18 protein-coding genes are annotated in these 17,920 nt (G+C 73.3%); 7 read left to right on the plus strand and 11 right to left on the minus strand.

What is annotated here, in order from left to right; all coding sequences use genetic code 11:
• The first annotated feature begins 68 nt into the window (after positions 1-68).
• Positions 69-941 (plus strand): helix-turn-helix transcriptional regulator, encoded by an 873-nt coding sequence (locus tag ABS735_RS33250; protein ID WP_373901451.1) that lies wholly within the window; start codon positions 69-71, stop codon positions 939-941.
• 18 nt (positions 942-959) lie between these two features.
• On the opposite strand, the gene ABS735_RS33255 is transcribed toward ABS735_RS33250, so the two are convergent.
• The 7 genes from ABS735_RS33255 to ABS735_RS33285 form a co-directional block, all read right to left on the minus strand.
• Positions 960-1,487, minus strand: a complete 528-nt coding sequence (locus ABS735_RS33255) for a Pycsar system effector family protein (protein WP_373901450.1) — start codon at positions 1,485-1,487, stop codon at positions 960-962.
• Positions 1,480-2,883: a hypothetical protein gene (locus tag ABS735_RS33260; RefSeq protein WP_373901449.1), complete on the minus strand. Its 1,404-nt coding sequence runs from the start codon at positions 2,881-2,883 to the stop codon at positions 1,480-1,482. The genes ABS735_RS33255 and ABS735_RS33260 overlap by 8 nt, the downstream gene beginning before the upstream one ends.
• Positions 2,880-5,177, minus strand: coding sequence for a hypothetical protein (locus ABS735_RS33265; protein WP_373901448.1), 2,298 nt, complete (start codon positions 5,175-5,177; stop codon positions 2,880-2,882). Before ABS735_RS33265 ends, ABS735_RS33260 begins: the two co-directional genes overlap by 4 nt.
• Positions 5,174-5,965, minus strand: a complete 792-nt coding sequence (locus tag ABS735_RS33270; RefSeq protein ID WP_373901447.1) for a hypothetical protein — start codon at positions 5,963-5,965, stop codon at positions 5,174-5,176. The genes ABS735_RS33265 and ABS735_RS33270 overlap by 4 nt, the downstream gene beginning before the upstream one ends.
• A 90-nt stretch (positions 5,966-6,055) precedes the next feature.
• Complete coding sequence (locus ABS735_RS33275) at positions 6,056-6,805, minus strand: Crp/Fnr family transcriptional regulator (RefSeq protein WP_373901446.1); 750 nt, start codon at positions 6,803-6,805, stop codon at positions 6,056-6,058.
• Positions 6,806-6,886: 81 nt separating this feature from the next.
• Positions 6,887-7,078, minus strand: a complete 192-nt coding sequence (locus ABS735_RS33280) for a DUF397 domain-containing protein (protein WP_373901445.1) — start codon at positions 7,076-7,078, stop codon at positions 6,887-6,889.
• On the minus strand, positions 7,075-7,923 hold the full coding sequence (locus ABS735_RS33285; protein ID WP_373901444.1) for a helix-turn-helix domain-containing protein: 849 nt from the start codon (positions 7,921-7,923) through the stop codon (positions 7,075-7,077). The genes ABS735_RS33280 and ABS735_RS33285 overlap by 4 nt, the downstream gene beginning before the upstream one ends.
• 112 nt (positions 7,924-8,035) lie before the next feature.
• Here ABS735_RS33285 and ABS735_RS33290 point away from each other — a divergent pair, with 112 nt between their 5' ends.
• From ABS735_RS33290 to ABS735_RS33300, 3 genes are all read left to right on the plus strand, one after another.
• On the plus strand, positions 8,036-8,470 hold the full coding sequence (locus ABS735_RS33290) for an ATP-binding protein (protein ID WP_373901443.1): 435 nt from the start codon (positions 8,036-8,038) through the stop codon (positions 8,468-8,470).
• A 244-nt stretch (positions 8,471-8,714) separates the two neighbouring features.
• Positions 8,715-9,581, plus strand: a complete 867-nt coding sequence (locus tag ABS735_RS33295) for a helix-turn-helix domain-containing protein (protein WP_373901442.1) — start codon at positions 8,715-8,717, stop codon at positions 9,579-9,581.
• A gap of 17 nt (positions 9,582-9,598) precedes the next feature.
• Positions 9,599-10,495 (plus strand): RpnC/YadD family protein, encoded by an 897-nt coding sequence (locus ABS735_RS33300; protein ID WP_373901441.1) that lies wholly within the window; start codon positions 9,599-9,601, stop codon positions 10,493-10,495.
• Between the two features lie 10 nt (positions 10,496-10,505).
• Here the strand turns inward: ABS735_RS33300 and ABS735_RS33305 are convergent, their stop codons facing one another.
• On the minus strand, positions 10,506-10,898 hold the full coding sequence (locus tag ABS735_RS33305) for a VOC family protein (protein WP_373901440.1): 393 nt from the start codon (positions 10,896-10,898) through the stop codon (positions 10,506-10,508).
• A gap of 74 nt (positions 10,899-10,972) precedes the next feature.
• Here ABS735_RS33305 and ABS735_RS33310 point away from each other — a divergent pair, with 74 nt between their 5' ends.
• From ABS735_RS33310 to ABS735_RS33320, 3 genes are all read left to right on the plus strand, one after another.
• Positions 10,973-11,941 carry a helix-turn-helix transcriptional regulator gene (locus ABS735_RS33310; RefSeq protein WP_373901439.1) on the plus strand — a complete coding sequence of 323 codons (969 nt, stop codon included), beginning with the start codon at positions 10,973-10,975 and terminating at the stop codon, positions 11,939-11,941.
• Positions 11,942-12,005: 64 nt separating this feature from the next.
• Positions 12,006-12,953 carry a LysR family transcriptional regulator gene (locus ABS735_RS33315; RefSeq protein WP_373901438.1) on the plus strand — a complete coding sequence of 316 codons (948 nt, stop codon included), beginning with the start codon at positions 12,006-12,008 and terminating at the stop codon, positions 12,951-12,953.
• Between the two features lie 123 nt (positions 12,954-13,076).
• On the plus strand, positions 13,077-14,462 hold the full coding sequence (locus tag ABS735_RS33320) for an alpha-lytic protease prodomain-containing protein (RefSeq protein ID WP_373901437.1): 1,386 nt from the start codon (positions 13,077-13,079) through the stop codon (positions 14,460-14,462).
• Positions 14,463-14,589: 127 nt separating this feature from the next.
• Here the strand turns inward: ABS735_RS33320 and ABS735_RS33325 are convergent, their stop codons facing one another.
• From ABS735_RS33325 to ABS735_RS33335, 3 genes are all read right to left on the minus strand, one after another.
• A complete protein-coding gene (locus tag ABS735_RS33325; protein WP_373901435.1) occupies positions 14,590-15,708 on the minus strand; it encodes a hypothetical protein in 1,119 nt (372 codons plus the stop codon).
• Between the two features lie 146 nt (positions 15,709-15,854).
• On the minus strand, positions 15,855-16,508 hold the full coding sequence (locus ABS735_RS33330) for a response regulator (protein ID WP_373901434.1): 654 nt from the start codon (positions 16,506-16,508) through the stop codon (positions 15,855-15,857).
• Complete coding sequence (locus ABS735_RS33335) at positions 16,487-17,794, minus strand: sensor histidine kinase (protein WP_373901433.1); 1,308 nt, start codon at positions 17,792-17,794, stop codon at positions 16,487-16,489. The genes ABS735_RS33330 and ABS735_RS33335 overlap by 22 nt, the downstream gene beginning before the upstream one ends.
• Between the last annotated feature and the right edge of the window lie 126 nt (positions 17,795-17,920).

Genomic DNA, 17,920 nt, shown 5'->3' on the forward strand with positions numbered 1-17,920 from the left:
ATGCGCTCGGCCGGCATGCGCAGCCAGGGGATGCCATCCCATGGGTCAACGCCCCCGCCCGACGCACAATGGTCGGCATGAGCGCTGTGAAGTACGCCGAGCTGGGAGCGTTTCTGCGGTCGCGGCGCGAGCGCATCCGACCGGGCGACGTGGGACTCCCGGCCGGGCCGCGCCGCCGGGTGCCGGGGCTGCGCCGCGAGGAGGTAGCCCACCTCGCGGGGGCGTCCGTGGACTACTACAACGAGCTGGAGCGCGGCGCCGGGTCCCAGCCGTCCGAGCAGATGCTCGCCGCGCTGGCGCGTGCGCTGCGGCTGTCCGGCGACGAGCGGGACTACCTGTACCGGATCGCCGACCGGCCGGTGCCCGTGCAGGGCGGGGCCGCGTCGCACGTCCACCCCGGCATGCTGGACCTGCTGGGGCGGCTGGACTCGACCCCGGCGCAGGTGATCACCGACCTGCACGTCACCCTCGTACAGAATCCGCTGGCGGTGGCGCTGCTCGGGGACCAGTCCGGTTTCCGGGGGCCCAGGGCCAGCCTCGTCCACCGGTGGTTCACCGAACCCGACGCGCGGCGCCTGTACCCGGAGGACGACCATGAGGAGAAGTCCCGCTCCTTCGTCGCCGACCTGCGGGCCGCCGCCGGGCGCCGGGACGCGGACGACGCGGAGGTCGGTTCGATGATCCGCACGCTGCTCCGCGTCTCCCCCGAGTTCGCCGCGCTGTGGGCCGACCACGACGTGGCCTTCCGACGGCGGGAGGACCGCAAACGCCTCGTCCATCCCACGCTGGGCCTGATCGAGGTCAACTGCCTCCACCTCTTCAGCGAGGACGGCCGCCAGCGGCTCCTCTGGTTCACCCCGGCCGTCGGGACCGACAGCGCGGGGCTGCTGGAGCTGCTGGCGGTCGTGGGGACTCAGGAGGTCGTGGAGCCCACGGGCTGACCGGAAGCGCGGGTCGCCTCAGAGGAGCATCATTCCCGTGCCGCCCAGGGCGAGACCGGCCAGGAGGCAGCAGGTGCCCACCCGCAGGCAGCGGTACTTGGCGGCGAGGATGCGGCTGATGTCCATCAGCTGCACCGCCAGCCACGACACCCGGTCCTCGGCCGCGGCCGTGACCGCCCGGACCAGGCGGTCGAGGTCGTCCGACGGGCCGAGGGCGTCGGCGAAGAAGGTCATGCCGGGCCCCGTACGGGCCGTGCCGGTGCGCGGCAGGACGACCTTGACCAGCAGGGCCGTACCGGCCGCCCACAGCAGTCCCCCGGCGATCAGGAGAGCGAGCGCGCCCCCGGAGACCGGCGCGGAGGGCCCCCAGGCCCGGCTCAGCAGCAGTGCCGGGAGGGCGAAGGCGGCCCCCGACAGCAGCACCGCCGCCTTGCTGTCGGCCCGGGCGAGGTCCTCCCGCGCGTGGGCGAGCAGCCGTTCGGCCACGTAGAGGGCCGGCTCCCGCCCGGTCGCGGGCGGGACGGGGGACGGCGCCGGGTCAGGCATCGGGTCCGCCGCCCGAGCCGCCCTTGCCCGGGCGGGTGCGGCGCCGTCCCTGTCTGACGTAGTTGATCTTTCCGTCGACGGTCGCCGGCTGCGCCGGGGGCGCGGGCGGGTCCGCCGGTGCCGGTGCCCCGTACGGGGCCTCGGGTGGCGGAGGCGGTACGACCGCCGCCACCACGGTCGGCGGCGGCGCGGGCGGGAGGTCCGCCGTGGACGGAGACGGCGGCGCGGGCGGCGCCAACGGGAAGTCGACCGTCGGCGGCGCCGGCGGCTGAGGCGGCACCCCCGGAACCCCCGACACCCCCGGCGCGACGGGCACCCCCGGCGCGACGGGCACCCCCGGCGCGACCGGCGCGGCCGGGCTCCACGCCGAGGCGGCCGGCTGCTGCACCGTGGGGTGCCCCGCCCCGCCCGGGGGCGCGGGCAGCGCGGGCGAGGGCTGCTGCGCCGGCAGCTGGGCCGGGGGCTGCGGCAGCCCCTGCTCGAACAGCGCGCCGCCGGTGACCTTGGCGTATTCGAGGAGCTGCTGCACGACCGCTCGGTCGATCTGATGACTCTGCACCATGTCGTTCTCGATCAGCTGCGACAAGAACGCCAGTGCGCCCTCCCGGTTCTCCCGCGCCTGGCTCTGCAGCTCCCTCAGGATCTCCCCGGCCTGGGACGGGTCCTGAGCGAGCAGGGTGGCGTACTGCTCGGTCTCCCCCGCGGCGATGAGCCGGCGCGCCGCGGACAGGTTGGCCTCCACCCGGGCGGCGTCGGCCTGGTCCTGGGCCGACAGCTGGCCGGCGGTGTACCGCACGTCCACCAGGGCCGCCTGGTGGTCCCTGGCGGCCTGCCCCAGGTCGATCCGCACGTAGACCACGGTGCTCAGGCCGAGTTCGGTGCCGAAGTCGGCCCAGGCGCCGCCCGCCAGCTCGGCCTGGATCGCCTCGTCGGCCGCCTGGGCGGCCTCGAGTCCGTAGCGCCGGGTGAGGATCCGCAGCCGCGCCAGGAGCGGGGCGCGCAGCATCTTCTCGACGTCCCGTACCTGCTTCTCCGCCGTCAGGACGTAGTCCGCGACCTCCCAGTGGACGTCCACGGCGCACAGGAAGTCGCCCTGGTCGCCGCGGCTGGGCAGCAGCATTTCGAACGAGGCCTGGTACCGGCCGCGGGCGATCAGACAGACGGACCTGGGCTTCTTGCCGAGCATGGGCCGGTCGACGTGCTCCACGCGCTGTGCGGTGATGACGCTGTGTCCGCCGTTGCGGTAGAACACGACGGCGGCACGCTGCAGTTCGCGGTGCCTGTACGGGCCGTCCGGGTGGATCTCCTTCAGGAACGGACCGCGCAGGTCGTCCGGCAGTGGCGCCTCGGCCGCGCCGGGCTTGTCCGGCGTCCCCTGGGGGTTGTACTGACTCATCGTGCTCCTCCCACCTGGGCCGCCTGGACCGCCTGCAGCAGGCGGTGGGCATGCTCCGGTTCCAACGGTTCGTCGGGGTCCTGGGACAGTTCGCCGATCAGCCACACCAGGCGCTGCCGGTCGTCCTCCTCCAGGACCAGCCGTGGCAGGAAGCGCAGGACCTCGGTCTCCCACGCCTTATCGCGGCAGTTGCGCAGCCACCCGCCCAGGATGTCGAGCGCGGCCCGGTAGGAGCGGCTGGTGCGCAGCGCGGTCCACAGCAGTCCCGCGACGTCGGCGGCCAGGTCCGGACGGGTCGCGCAGATCGCCAGGGCGAGTGGCCACTGCTCGCGTCCACCGAGCTCCTCGGCCGGGTTCCAGACGCTCTCCACCGTCAGCTCGGCCAGGAGCAGCGTGGCGGCCAGGCCGAGGTTCTGGTGCTGCCGCCTGCCGTCGCCCAGCCAGGACCTGATCCTGGCCAGCGGCTCGCGGTCGGTGGTGAATCCCGCCAGGTGGGCCACGCCCTGTGCGGCGACGGTCCGCAGCCGGCCGTCGTCCCAGGTGCCGATCCCGCCGAGCGCGGTCAGCGCCTCACCCACGGTCCGGGCCGCCGTTCCCCAGCTGAGCGCGACCGCGGCGGTCCACCGGAGGTTGGCCTGGCCGCTCCTGCTCCACGTCTTGACCAGCGCGCGGAGCGCCTCCCGGGCCTGCGGGTCCTCCAGTACGACCTGCAGGGCGGTGGCGACGAACAGGCCGCGGCGGGCCTGGTCGGCCTTGGCCATCGGGATGAGCAGCTCCCCGAGGGTGTGCGCGCAGTCCAGCCGGCACAGCTCGCCCGCGGCCACCGCGGCCCTGACCCACACCTCCTCGCGCCCGTCCTGGCAGAGCGAGTCCAGCCAGCGCAGCACCGGGCCGCGCATGTTGTGGTGGTGCTCCCACAGATGGGCGAGGACGGCCGGCGCGAGGGCGGGGCCGCGAAACCGCACGGTGCGCACGGGGATGTGCTTCCCCGCGACCACCGGCTGGCTGCGGGTCTCCGTCGTGGCCCGGGCCGAGGTGAGGCGGGCCTGAAGACCGTCGCCGAGCACGGGCCGTCCGGGTACCCGCTCGGGGTCGACGGTGACCGCGAGTTCCCAGGCCAGCAGTTCCGCCGCCTCGGCGGCGATGTTGACCGAACTGCCGCCGAACACCGCGAGCGAGATGCGGAACGCCGCCTCCCGCAGCACCGGCAGCGTCTCGGTCCCGGCACCGCCCGCGAACCAGGCGCGCACCTGTTCGGCGGCGAAGCCGCGGCACTGAGCGAGCAGTTCCGCCTCGGCCAGGCCGCCGGTGACGCGCCGGGCGACGAGGCCGGCGAGCCGGGCGGCCTCCGCGGGCAACAGCATCTCCAGGCCCAGTGCCTCGCGCACCCGGCCGTCGTGCGCCAGGCGCCGGGCCGCTTCCCTGGCTCCGGTCGGCCCGCCGTCGAGTTCCGCCTCCAGGTGGCCGTCGAGTACGGCGTCCTCGGCGGCCGGCCGGTGCCTGCGCTCGTACCGTGCCCGGCCGCCTCCTGTGCCGCGGTCGCCCGGGTCGGGTACGGACAGCAGGACGGCGTAGGACTCGCGGTCGGCCAGCAGACGGCGGAGCCGGTCCAGGTGCAGCTCGGCGGGCAGGCGCCCGTCGGCCGGTTCCAGGGCGTAGCCGTGGCCCTTGGCGATACGGCTGTCGTCGTCGCCGGCGTCCAGCCCGGCGAGGTCGGATCCGGGGTCGAGGCGGGACACGTTGCCCCGGCCGAGGTCGTCGAGGAGTGACAGGGCGGTGTACATGCGTCCGCTGCCGGGCTGGCCGCAGAGCACGAGCAGGTGGTCCTCGCGCAACTGCCGTTTGAAGTCGTCGTAGTCCGGCGGGGCGATGAACCGCCGCCGTAGCCGCAGCAGTTCGTCCTCGGGCAGCGGCCCCGCGAGCAGCGCGCCCCGTACGGTCTCGCCGAAGCGGAAGTTGACCGAGTTGATGGTGCCGCCGACGTAGGTACTGCTGCCGCGCAGGAAGACCGACCGGGTCTCCCGGGCGAAGTGGGCGGCGCCCGGCCCCGCCGTGGCCCCGCCGCCCTTGGCCGACGGGTCGGCGTCGGAGTCGCCGCCCAGGATGTCGTCCTCGGCGTTCGCGGCCCGGTTGCCCGCGTCGTCGCGCTGCCCGTGTGCCGCCCTGCCGGACCGCGCCCGGCCGCCGTCTTCGCCTTCCGGGTCCCGCGAGCGTCCGTGCCCCTGATCCGCCTGGTTCCCCTGGTTCCCGTGATCCCCCTGGGCGGGCTGTGCGTCCGCGTCGCCGCCGCTCATGATTCCGCTCCGGGGTCGGTGACGCCGCGACGGTGGTCGATGGTGATGTCCCCGAAGTTCCCCTGGAAGGCCTGTGCCTGGTCCCTGACGGTGACCTCACCGAAATGGAAGCCGCTCGCCTCGTCCCGGTCCGTGCGCGTCGCGGAGTCCGGGCCGTCGCCGCGGTCCGGGTCGGATGCGGGTGCGCCGTTCCCGGCGGCCGGTGGTGGTGCGCCACGCCCCGGGACCGTGAACCAGGCGTACCGCTCGCCCTCCTTGAGCCGCACCACGTACCGGCGGTAGTGCTCCGGCTCGATCCACCGGCCACCGTGCCGTACGACGTCCTGGTAGAGCCGGTCGGTGACGGCCACCAGCAGCGGCGCGTCCGGCAGGCCGGAGAGCACCGCCTTGGCCTCCTCGCAGCTGCCGATCCGGCAGGCCAGGTCGACCGCGGTGCCGGAGAAGCCGTGCCGGTCGGGGGTGAACGGCCCGACGTCCAGCCCGGCCCGCAGCCGCAGCGGGCGGCTCAGCTCGCGGTTGATCCGGCGCAGGTTCTGGTGGAGGTACTCCGTCCACTCCCCCACGAGCGCCTCGGGTCGGCGCGGCTCCACCACGGCGAGAATGCCGTCGCCGCGGTCCTCCTGGGCCAGCCGGGCATCTCCGATACCGGCCTGGGCGAAGGCGTCCTCGGCCGCGCGGTAGATCCGTTTGCGCAGGGCCGGGCGGTCGGGGTCGGGGATCGAGCCCGACCCCTGCGTGTCCAGGCTGATGATGAATCCGTACTGTCCGTACTGAGCTTCGCCGTGCATGGTCCCCTGCCTCTCGCCCGGCCTCTACGGCGCCGGCCACGACCGTCTGCCGCAACTCTCCCGGCGCACCACGCGCCGCGCTGTAGCCGTTTACACACCCGGCCGTCGGCCGCGAGCGGGCTGCGCGCCGTTGTGCGCGGCGCGGGTGCCGGTGCCGTGCGCCGTGCCGGTCCCGCCGAGCAGCCGCAGCGGCTCCAGATCGGCGACGGCGATGACCTTCGGCCCGGTGTGCACGAGCCCCTGTTCACGCAGCAGTCGCAGCGCCTTGGCCACGGCCTCGCGGGTCGCGCCTATCGCGGCGGCGATCTCGTGCTGGGACAGGGGAAGCCGGATGACCACCGCGTCGCTCTCCCTGCGACCGGTACGGTCCGCCAGCTCCACCAGGCAGGCGGCCAGCCGTTCCAGGACGGTGGCCGAGGCGAGGAAGCTGCGCTGGTCGTCCGCACTGCGCAGGCGTTCGGTGAGCTGCGCCATCACCAGCGCGGACACGAAGGGACGGGCGGCCATGAAGTGCCGGAAGCGGTCACCGGGTACGGCGAGCGCCCGCACGCCGTCCAGCGCGGTCACCGTGGCGCTGCGCGGACGTCCGTCCAGCGCGGCCATCTCGCCGACCAGTTCGCCGCCTTGACGCAGGGCGAGTATGAGCCGCCCGCGCTCGGTCGCCCGCCACACCGTGCACCAGCCGGCCAGGATGACGAGCACGGACGTGCCGGACTCGCCCTCGCCGAGGAGCTGCTCCTGCGGCGCGTAATCACGCCGATGCCCGAGCCCCGACAGGGCCTGGCGATCGGCGTCGCTCAACTTCTCCAGGAACGCCCGGCGTTCTCCGAACAGCCCCATGTGGCCCCCCACCGGCTCCGCGCGACACACAGAGTATTCCCTGCGTCACTCGTTTTCAGCCGAATCAGGAGGCAGAACGTTTCAACTCGCCGAGGCGTACGTAACGAAGTCCCCCCAGGCCTCCGGCGTGAGCGCGAGACGGGGGCCGTCGGTGGTCTTGGAGTCACGGACGTGGACGGTGCCGGGGGTGAGGGCCAGCTCGACGCAGGAGTTGCCGTCGTTGCCGCTGCTGTAGCTGCTCTTGAACCAGACCAGTTCGGTCTCGCGGATCATGTTTCTCCCAGCAGTTGCTCGATGAAGGCCAGCGACTCCCGAGGCGAGAGCGCCTGAGCTCGGATCGTGCCATACCGCAGCTCAAGGATGCGCAGGTGTTTGGGGTCCGAGGTCGGCCGACCACCGAAGGCGCCGTCGGACCGACCAACCGCCGACCCGTCCTCGAACTTCAGCAACTCAATCGTGCCGTCCGTTCCGGAATGGGTATCGCAGTCCATCGGCATGACCTGGAGGACCACGTTGTGCAACCGTCCGACCTCCAGCAGCCGTTCGAGCTGCTGACGCCACACCATTGTTCCCCCGATGGGACGGCGCACCACACCCTCCTCCAGGACGAAGCTGAGCGCAGGGGCAGGCGAGCGCTCGAAGACTGTTCGCCTCGCGATCCGTGCAGCCACCATGCGATCCACATCGTCCGGCGAGTACGGCGGCTGGGCCGCTCCGATAACGGCTCGCGCGTGATCCGGCGTCTGCAACAGGCCGTTGACGCTGTTGCACTGGTACACGGCGATCTCAACCGCCTTCGCCTCCAACTTCCCCAGCTCCCGCACCTTCTTCGGGTACCGGACCTTCTTCACGTCCTCCCAGGCCGCCGACAGGAGCCCACCGGCCCCCAGCACCTCGTCGGCCCTGTCCAGATACTCCTGCCGGGGGATCCGCTTGCCGCCCTCGACCTTGTAGACGAGGTCCTCCCCGTACCCGACAGCCACTCCGAAGTCGCCGGCCCGCATGCCCGCCGCCTCGCGGCGGAGCTTCAACTGCCGTCCCACCGTGGTGATGACCGCGACGCCCCACTCGTCGTCGGGGTCGACCTCCCACCCCGACTCGTCCGTCTCGACCGTCATCCCGCACCCCTTCCCCGACAGCACCGACACCACTGGACAAGCACCGGACAGTCACTGTACGTACCCGCTGAGTCACTTCTCACGGTACGCACACACCACCACGCTGAGTGACGTGAACCAGAAATCCACCACCGAACTCACCGCGTCCGTCCGCAACTTCAGCGTGCAGCTCTCTCCCACACCACGCGGCGCCCGCCTCGCCCGTCTGCTCGCGACCGAGCAGCTGCGTTCCTGGGGCCTGCCCCTGGACCCGGCACGCCTCCTCGTCGCCGAGCTGGCCAACAACGCGAGCGCCCACGGACGCGTCCCGGGACGCGATTTCCGGCTCACCCTCTACGTCGTCGGCGACACCCTCCGCATCGAGGTCACCGACACCAGGGACGAAGAACTCCCCCACCCCCGACAGCCCTCTCTTGAGGCGGAATCCGGCCGCGGCCTGCTGCTGGTGGAGGCGTTGGCGCTCCGCTGGGGGGTGACCGAGGGCCGCTTCCCGCGCAAGACCGTCTGGGCGGAACTGCGCTGTACGCCACCGGAACCCAGGTTCTGAGGTTCCGGTGCCGTCGGCGACCTACCAAGAGAAAGAACCCGGGGAGAAATGACCCCCACCAAGCCCCACCCCTCCCGCCCGAGGCGCGTCGTCACCCGGGCGGGTGAACATCACCGGCTCAGCTGGATTTCCGGGCCCCCAACTCCCCTGCTCTCAGCGCAAACAACCGAAAAGACATCGGCCCCCGCTGGGACTGCAATCCCGGTGCGAGGGCCTAACCACCAAGGAAGAAGAAGGCTTCCCGATGGATACCCAAAACCCTAGCGCGCCCGCGCGCCCCCAGTCAGCCCCCGCCGCCAATCCGTCCTGTACGCGTCGTCACGGCGGCGGCATCACTCATGACAACACCCGCCACACCACCCGCTTCGTGGTGATCGGCAACCACCTGGTCCAGCACAAGGAGCTGTCGCTCCTCGCGATCGGCCTCGGCTGCCACCTCCAGTCGCTGCCCACCGGCGCGGGCGCCGACATCAAGTCGCTCGCCGCCCGCTTTCCGGAGGGCCCGACCCGTATCGCCGCCGCCCTGCGGGAGCTGGAGGCCCACGGCTACCTGCGCCGCGAACGCCACCGCACCGAGACCGGCCGCATCGTCACCCGCACCGTCTCCTGCAACCAGCCGAACGCGAGCCGCCGCGAACCGGCCGACACGGGGTGCCCGCCCGCGAGGCGCACGCCCCCGCCGCCGCGCCGTACGGGGCACAAGGCGCTCCCCGCCGTCCCGCAGCCGGGCAGCAAGGCCCCCGCGCTCCTCCAGACGGCCCTCGACCTCCTCGCCGACCTGCGACGACGCGACTCCCGGCTGCTGCTCTCGGCGACCGACACGGCCCACCTGGTCCCAGGGGTCGCGGCCTGGCTGGAGCGGGACGTCGCCCCCGACGCCGTACGCCACGCCCTGACCGCCGGCCTCCCGGACGAACTCCTGCGCCGCCCGGCCGCCCTCCTGGCCCACCGGCTCGCCGACCGGCTGCCACCGCCGCCCCCGTTCCGCGCACCACCGGCCGCCGTACCGCCGCCGCGCCACCCGCTCCAGAACTGCGAGGGCTGCGACCGCGGCTTCCGGGCCCCGACCCCCGGCCTGTGCCGCGACTGCCGCACAGCCGCCCGCCCCTAACCGAAGCAAGGAACCCCATGGTCAGCCCGCCCCACGAGGCGATGCATCGCATCTTCCAGCACGACCCCGGATTGTTCAGTCGCGTCGCACACTTCCTCGGCGTCGACATTCCCAGGCCCATCGGGGCAACGGCGCTGCCGACCGACCTCACCGAGGCCAGCCCGGTCGAACGGCGCGTGGACACGCTCCTGCGCTTCGAGACCGCAGAACAGGGACCGTTCCTCCTCGCGGTCGAGGCCCAGGGAAAGAAGGACCCCAACAAACCCGCGAGCTGGGCGTACTACGTCTCATATCTGTGGACGAAGTACCGGCTGCCCGCAGCCCTCCTGGTCGTCTGCCAGGACCACGCCACGGCGAAGTGGGCGCAGCGGGCCGTGACCAGCGGACCGCCCGAGTTGCCCACCCTCACTCTGCGGCCCGTGGTCGCCGGCCCCCACAACATGCCGGTGATCACCGAGCCGGACGAGGCCCGTGCCGACCTGGTCCTGGCCAGTCTGGCGGCCATCACACACGCCGCGGAGCCGGTCGTCAATGCGATACTGAAGGCCCTGTCCACCGCGTTGCGGGACACGCCCGAAGACATTGCCGCCCCCATCGTCGAATTCACCGCACATGGGCTGGGCAACCGCCCGGCCAGGCACCTCTGGAGGAATCTGGTGGCTGTGGACCTCTCCTTCTACAAGTCGTACATCTCAGAAGAGATCCGCGATGAAGGTCGCGAACAGGGCCGCGAACAAGGCCGTGTCCAGCAGGGTGCCCAAGACGTCCTGCTGGTCCTCGAGCAGCGCGGCCTCAGCGTCTCCGACGACGTCCGTGCGCGCATCACGGCGTGCGACGACCCCGAGCTGCTCCGTCACTGGCTCGCACGGGCCGTCACCACGCCCACCGCCGAGTCCGTCTTCGAGGACGAGTAGTCCTCCCGGCTCACGCCACCGTAGAAACACAGAACGGATGCCCCGCCGGATCCAACAGCACCCGCCAGCGGTCCGGCGACGGCTGGAAGTCCGGCTTCGTCGCGCCCAGGGCGACTAGGTGGGCCTCCCCCGCGTCCAGGTCGTCGACGCCGACGTCGATGTGGGCCTGCTTCTCCTGGTCGGTGCCCGGCCAGGTGGGCGGGCGGTAGTCGGGGAGGCGGTGGAAGCCGAGGCCGGGGGCGCCGTCCTTGCCGCTGAGGAAGTAGAAGTCGTCGGTGTTGAAGGAGACGGTGAGGCCGAGTGCCTCGCCCCAGAAGCGGGCCATCGCGGCGGGGTCGGAGCAGTCGAAGGTGACGGCCGAGTAGCGGAAGGCCGGTGCTGCGGTGTTCTCCGTTGTCGTCATGGGAAAGACCGTAGGACGTGATCAGGACAGGTTCGGTCCTGGTCGGCGGTGGGTGCGTGACAGACTTCGGGACCGTGCTCAGTACTTCGGCCCGGCTGCTGCGGCTGGTCTCGCTGCTCGCCGTCCGTCCCGCCTGGACCTGCGGTGAGCTGGCCGGGCGGATGGAGGTCACGGAGCGGACCGTGCGGCGGGACGTCGCCCGGCTGCGGGAGCTGGGGTACGCCGTCGACTCCGATCCGGGGCCGTGGGGCGGGTACCGGCTGCGGCCGGGGACGCGGACGCCGCCGTTGATCCTGGACGACGAGGAGGCCCTCGCCGTGGCCGTCGGCCTGCGGGAGGCCGCGCTGAGCGGGGCGCTCGGCGGGGACCAGGCCGCGCTGTCGGCGTTGCTGAAGCTGCGGCAGGTGCTGCCCCGGCGGGTCGCGGAGCGGCTCGGGGACATGGACGACGCGTTCGTGCAGACGCCGAGGGCGGCCGGGGAACCGCAGGTCACGGCCGGGACGCTGCTGGAGCTGGCGGCCGCGTGCCGGCGGGGCGAGCGGGCGCGGATGGCGTACCGGGACTGGGAAGGGCGGGCCAGTGTGCGGGACGTCGATCCGTACCGGCTCGTGCACACCGGGCGGCGTTGGTACTTCGTGGCGCTCGACGTCGAGCGGGGTGAGTGGCGGACGTTCCGGGCCGACCGGGTCGAGCGGCTGCAGACGACCGGGCGGGCCGTCGAGTTCACCGAACCGCTGCCCGATCCGGCGCTACTCGTGTCCCGCGCGAGCGCGACCGGACCGTACGCGCTGCGGGCCACCGTCCGCCTGCCGGTGCCCATGGAGCAGGCGCTGCGGCTGATTCCCGCGACGGTCGGGCTGCACCGGGCCGACGGTCCGGACGCCACCGTCGTCGAGGTCGGCGGGTCGAGCGCGGAGGGGCTGGCCGGGTATCTGCTGGGGCTCGGCGCGCCGTTGCGCGTGCTGGCGCCGGGCTCCGTACGGGAGGCGCTGCTGCGCCGGACGCGGGAGCTGCTCGCCGCGAACGAGGAAGCAGGTACTTGAAGTTTCCTCCAGAGGTCCGTACCAACCTCTTGCCCCCGCCCTCACCGCGTCGCAAGCTCCCCTCATGGAGCTGGAGTTGCGGCATCTCAAGACGGTCCGGGCCATCGCCGACGCCGGGAGCCTCACCAGGGCGGCGACGGCTCTCGGGCTCGCCCAGCCCGCGCTGAGCGCACAGCTCAAGCGGATCGAACGGGCCCTGGGCGGCGCGCTGTTCGTCCGGGGACGGCACGGCGTGCGGGCCACCGCGCTGGGCGAACTGGTGCTGGAGCGGAGCCGGATCGTGCTCCCGGCAGTGACCGAGTTGCAGCAGGAGGCGGCCCGGTTCGCCCGCGCGCCGCGTACGGCGGAGCGGCTGCGGATCGGCGGCACCCACGGGCCCTTACTGGGCGCCCTCCTCGACCGGCTGGCCGGTGTGGCGCCCGACGCCCGGATGACGACCTGCACCTCCTGGTCCGAGCGTGAGCTGGCCGGCCAACTCGCGGAGGGACGGCTGGACTTCGCCCTGGCCGGTACCTGCGGCACCGCTTCGCCGCCCGCCGGAGAGGGGCTGGTGTGGCGGGAGGTCGCCGTGGACCCGGTGTTCGTCATGATGCCCGAGGGCCACCCGCTCGCCGACCGCGCCGAGGTGGACCTGACCGAGCTGGCGGACGAGGAGTGGGCCTGCGTACCCGGCGACGGCTGCTTCGGCGACTGCTTCACCGCGTCCTGCGCCCGCGCCGGGTTCACCCCACGCCGCATGTACGAGACGGACACCGCGTCGCTGGTGCACCTGGTGCAGGTGGGGCGGGCGGTCGGGCTGTGCCGGGCGACCTTTCCGACCACGCCCCAGATCGTGACCCGGCCGCTCACCGGCACCCCGCTGACCTGGCGGCACCTGCTGGGCTGGCACGCGGCGACACAGCGGCAGGACACCGCCGGCGCCGTGCTCTCCCAGGCGCGCATGGCGCACGCGAGCGTGGCGGCGAACAGCGACAGCTACACGGAGTGGATGTCGGCGCACCGGGTTCCCTGACGCCTCCCGCCCGGCGGCAGCGCACCCATAACGCCGGGGAGGGGGCCGACTGAGCTCTTATGACGGCCGGTCGTCCCTCCCTACGGTTTCGGCACCTCCCCACCGAGACCGAGGAGATCCCCCATGCACCACCGACACCGACACGGCAGAGCCATGGGTGCCGCCGTCGCCGCGACCGCCGCCCTGCTCGTGGCCGGGCTCAGCGGCTCCGCGAGCGCCGGGACGGCACCCGCCGACGCCGCCGCCCCCACCGCGGCCGAGACCCTGCGCACCGACGCCGCGCCGCCCGCTCTGCTCAAGGCCATGCAGCGGGACCTCGGCCTCGACCGTCAACAGGCCGAGCGCCGCCTCTCCAACGAGGCCGAGGCGGGGGCCACGGCGGCCCGGCTGCGCGCCTCGCTCGCCGGCGACTTCGCGGGGGCGTGGGTGGCCGGTGCCGAGTCCGGCACCCTGACCGTCGCGACGACCGACGCGGGCGACGTCTCCGCGATCGAGGCCCGGGGCGCCGAGGCGAAGGTCGTACGGCACTCGCTCGCCGACCTGGACGCGGCCAAGGCCCGCATGGACAAGGCGGCGGCCGGCCTGGACACCGCCGACGCGCCCGTCTGGTACGTCGACACGCGCACCAACACCGTCGTCGTCGAGGCGATACGCCCGGCCGCGGCGCGTTCGCTGCTGGCGGCGGCCGGTGTGGACCGTTCCCTCGCCCGCGTCGAGAGCCGCACCGAGCGGCCCCGCACCTTCTACGACCTGCGCGGCGGCGAGGCCTACTACATCAACAACAGCAGCCGCTGCTCGATCGGCTTCCCGATCACCAAGGGCACCCAGCAGGGCTTCGCCACCGCGGGCCACTGCGGCCGGGCCGGCTCCAGCACGACCGGCTCCAACCAGGTGGCCCAGGGCACCTTCCAGGGCTCCATCTTCCCCGGGCGCGACATGGCGTGGGTGGCCACCAACTCCAACTGGACGGCGACCCCGTACGTCAACGGCGCCGGCGGGCAGAACGTCCAGGTCACCGGGTCCACGGCGGCTCCGGTCGGCGCGTCCGTGTGCCGTTCCGGCTCGACGACCGGCTGGCACTGCGGCACCATCACGCAGCTGAACACCAGCGTCACCTACCAGGAAGGCACCATCTCCCCGGTCACCAAGACCACGGTGTGCGCCGAGCCCGGTGACTCCGGCGGCTCCTACATCTCCGGCAGCCAGGCGCAGGGCGTCACCTCGGGCGGCTCCGGCGACTGCCGGAGTGGCGGCGAGACCTTCTTCCAGCCGATCAACGCGCTGCTGCAGAACTACGGGCTCACGCTCAAGACGACCGGCGGCGGCGGTGACGACGGTGGCGGTGACGACGGCGGTGAGGAGCCCGGCGGCACCTGGGCGGCCGGCACCGTCTACCAGCCGGGCGACACCGTGACGTACGGCGGCGCCACCTACCGCTGCCTGCAGGGCCACCAGGCCCAGCCGGGCTGGGAGCCGTCGAACGTGCCCGCGCTGTGGCAGCGGGTGTGACGTGTCGGGTGACGGTTGTGACGGCGTGAAGCTCCACTGACCCCCACAGGGGACAACGGGGGACGGGTCCGGGCGTGCGTGAGGGAGAGCGCCCGGGCCCGGTCACGTCGTCGTACGGCTATGGTCCTCAGGTGCGGGTGACCGTGCCGCACTCCTTCCCCTCCGTGTCCCTCAACTCCCCGCTGCGGTCGTACGGATCGACGGAGGGCCCGGCCGCCTGCTTCCGGTCCTCGGGGAAGACGGGGTGCAGGTAGCCGTCGTACACCGCGCACGCGGTGTTGAACGTGTTGACCTTGTACTCCTGGATCGCGAGCCTGCCCGGCGTCGCGTACCAGCGGTCGGGGTCCAGCAGCAGCGTCGTGATCTCGCGGCGCACGATGGTGCGCTCGACGTGGTCGCCGCCGTCGGCCTTCACCAGCGGGTACACGAAGGTGTAGTCGGCGTGCACCTTGATCTCGCCCGGCTTCCCCCCGGCCAGCGACATGCGTCCGCGCACCTTGACCACGTCGCCCGCGAGCCGCACCTCGTCCGGGTCGAACCGGCTGAACAGCCCGACGGGGTCGTGTTCGCTCGACGGCTCGCGCAGCCCCTGCCGCTGGTCCGGCAGCAGGTCCTTCTGCGCCTCGGGGTCGAGCAGGCCCAGCGCCTCGTCGGGCTGTCCGCCCGCGATCACGTCCGGATCGAGGTTCGCGGCGACCAGGAACTCCTTGGTGCGCCGCAGGGCCAGCTCCGCGTCGGCCTTGCTCATCCCTGCCACCGCCTTGGCCTCCGGCAGCTCGATGGCGTCGGCGCCGTCGGCCCAGCGCAGGGCGGGCGAGCCGCGGAACGGATCGTCGCGCGTGGCTTGTTCCGACCCGCCGGTGTCCCCGGGGGCACCGCTCGGCCGCGCCGTCTCGGCGGGCAGCGACGCCGGCGACGCGGCGGCCTCCTCCTCCCCGCCGGGGAGGTGGTCCGTGACCAGGGAGGGCCGCAGAGCGATCACCGCGACCGCCGCCAGCACCACCACGCCGACGACCGCGCCCCACCGGCGCCGACGCTTCGGGGCGGGTTGCGGGCCACGCCAGGGCGTCGGCTCCTCCTGCTCGCGCAGCCGTGCGGCCACCATCCGCGCCCGCGCCGACGGCTCCTTGGGCGCGGGGGCCCCACCGCCTTCGGCGGCCTCCCGCAGGAACGACTCCAACTCCTCGTCGGAGAGGGAGGGGGCCGGTTCGTCGTCGGAACGGTCGGGAGGCGGGACGGAACTCACGGGCTCACTTTCCTGGTGACGCGGCGCGATGCGATCGAGGGCTTTCGGCGCTCCATCGTGCCGCCGCATGGAGATGAAGTGCCGTTCCGTGCGGGACTTGTGACCGAACCCGTACACCTTCTTTCACCCGCCGGGCGAAACGGGCGTCAGGCCCGCAGATACGTCAGCACCGCCAGCACCCTGCGGTGGGTCTCGGTCGCCGGGGGCAGGTCGAGCTTGGTGAGGATGCTGCCGATGTGCTTGCCCACGGCCGCCTCGGAGACGACGAGTTCGCGGGCGATGGCCGCGTTGGACCGGCCCTCCGCGATCAGGGCCAGCACCTCGCGCTCGCGCGGGCTCAGCCGCTCCAGCGGGTCACGGCGGCGGCGCAGCAACTGGCGTACGACCTCCGGGTCGACGACCGTGCCGCCGTCGGCCACCTCGGCCAGCGCGTCGACGAACTCCTCGACCTGGCCGACGCGGTCCTTGAGCAGGTAGCCGACGCCGGTGCCGTCGCCGGAGTCCAGCAGGTCGGCGGCGTAGGTCCGTTGCACGTACTGGCTGAGGACGAGGACGGGCAGCGTCGGCCTCTCCTCACGCAGGCGTACGGCCGCGTGCAGGCCCTCGTCCTGGAAGCCGGGCGGCATGCGCACATCGGTGACGACGATGTCCGGGGCGTGCTCCGTCACCGCGGCGACGAGCGCGTCCGCGTTGCCGACGGCCGCCACGACCTCGTGGCCGAAGCGGGCCAGCAGGCCGGTCAGGCCGTCCCGCAGCAGCACACTGTCCTCGGCCAGTACTACGCGAAGCGTTCGGTCCACGCGCAAGGAATCTCCACGCTCAGCAGGGTCGGTCCGCCCGGCGGGCTGGACAGGGAGAGTCTGCCATCCAGCACGGACACCCGGTCGGCGAGTCCGGTCAGCCCGCTGCCCGCCGCGGCGTCCGCCCCGCCCCGGCCGTCGTCGCGGATCCGGAGCACGAGCCGTCCGTCGCGGTGGCCGCCGGTCACCTCCGCGCGGTCGGCGCCGCTGTGCCTGCCGATGTTGGCGAGGGCCTCGCAGACCACGAAGTAGGCGGCGGCCTCCACCGCCCGGGGCAGCCGTCCAGGCAGTTCCAGGGTGACGTCGACGGGGACGGCGGAACGGTCGGCGGCGTCGGCGACGGCCGCGGGCAGGCCGTAGTCGGCGAGAACCTTGGGGTGGATGCCGTGGATCAGCTCGCGCAGTTCCTCCATCGCCTTGCCCGCCTCGCCGTGCGCCTTGGCGAGCTGGTCGGCGAGCGGTCCCGGCGGCGCGTCCAGGCGGGCCAGGCCGAGGGCCATGGTCAGGGCGACGAGGCGCTGCTGGGCGCCGTCGTGCAGGTCGCGTTCGATGCGGCGCCGCTCGGCCTCGAAGGCGTCCACCAACCGGGCCCGTGAGCGGGTGAGTTCGACGAGCCTGGCCTCCGCGCCGCCCTCGTGCGGGGCGGTCACGAGGACGCGGGTCAGCTCGGCCCGCGCGCCCGCCGCCAGGCCCAGCGCGTAGGCGCCGAGGACGAAAAGGAACAACCCGAACACGGCGACGCCGGACGCGGCCGGCCAGGTGATGACCGTCCACTGCTTGAGGACCTTCGCCTCCTCGCCGCCGCCTGCCGTGGCCATCAGGAGCGGGATGGTGGCGAGGTGAAGGGGCGCGGCCAGGGCGAAGGTCACGACCAGGGCGTCCAGCGGCCAGAGGACGAGGGCGAAGAGGAGGGCGTGGCCCAGCTCCCGCCAGGTCGCCCGTTCCCGCAGCCGGATGATCAGCCAGGGCCAGGGGCCGGTGGCGGCCGGCTGCCGCACCGGCCGGGCGGGGGCGGGGGCTCGGTCGATCAGGCGCAGCCGGTGCCGCTCCAGGCGGGCCACGGGGATGCCCACGAGGGCCGTGAGCACCAGGAGCGGCAGCCCCACCAGGACGACGGAGAGAACGCCCCCGACGGCGAGCGCGGCCACGATGCCCACCAGGGTCGCGGCTCCGGCCACCGCCCCGGTCACCAGGTAGGCGACGGCGCGCCAGGGCCACGGCGAGATCAGGTAGCCGCGGGCGGGCAGGGCCTGCCACACGGTGCGGGGGCGGGGGCGGGGACGCATGCGGATCACCGTAGAACCCGTGTGAGCGGCGCTGCCATCGGCCCAGTGGGCGTCTCGGGGGTATGGCCTGCCCTACCCCTCTTCTCACCCCTGCCGCACTGCGCCGGTGCCGTCCCGCGCGGTTTC

The organism is Streptomyces sp. MMCC 100, from assembly GCF_041538145.2.
In the GTDB taxonomy this organism is placed as follows: Bacteria; Actinomycetota; Actinomycetes; order Streptomycetales; family Streptomycetaceae; genus Streptomyces.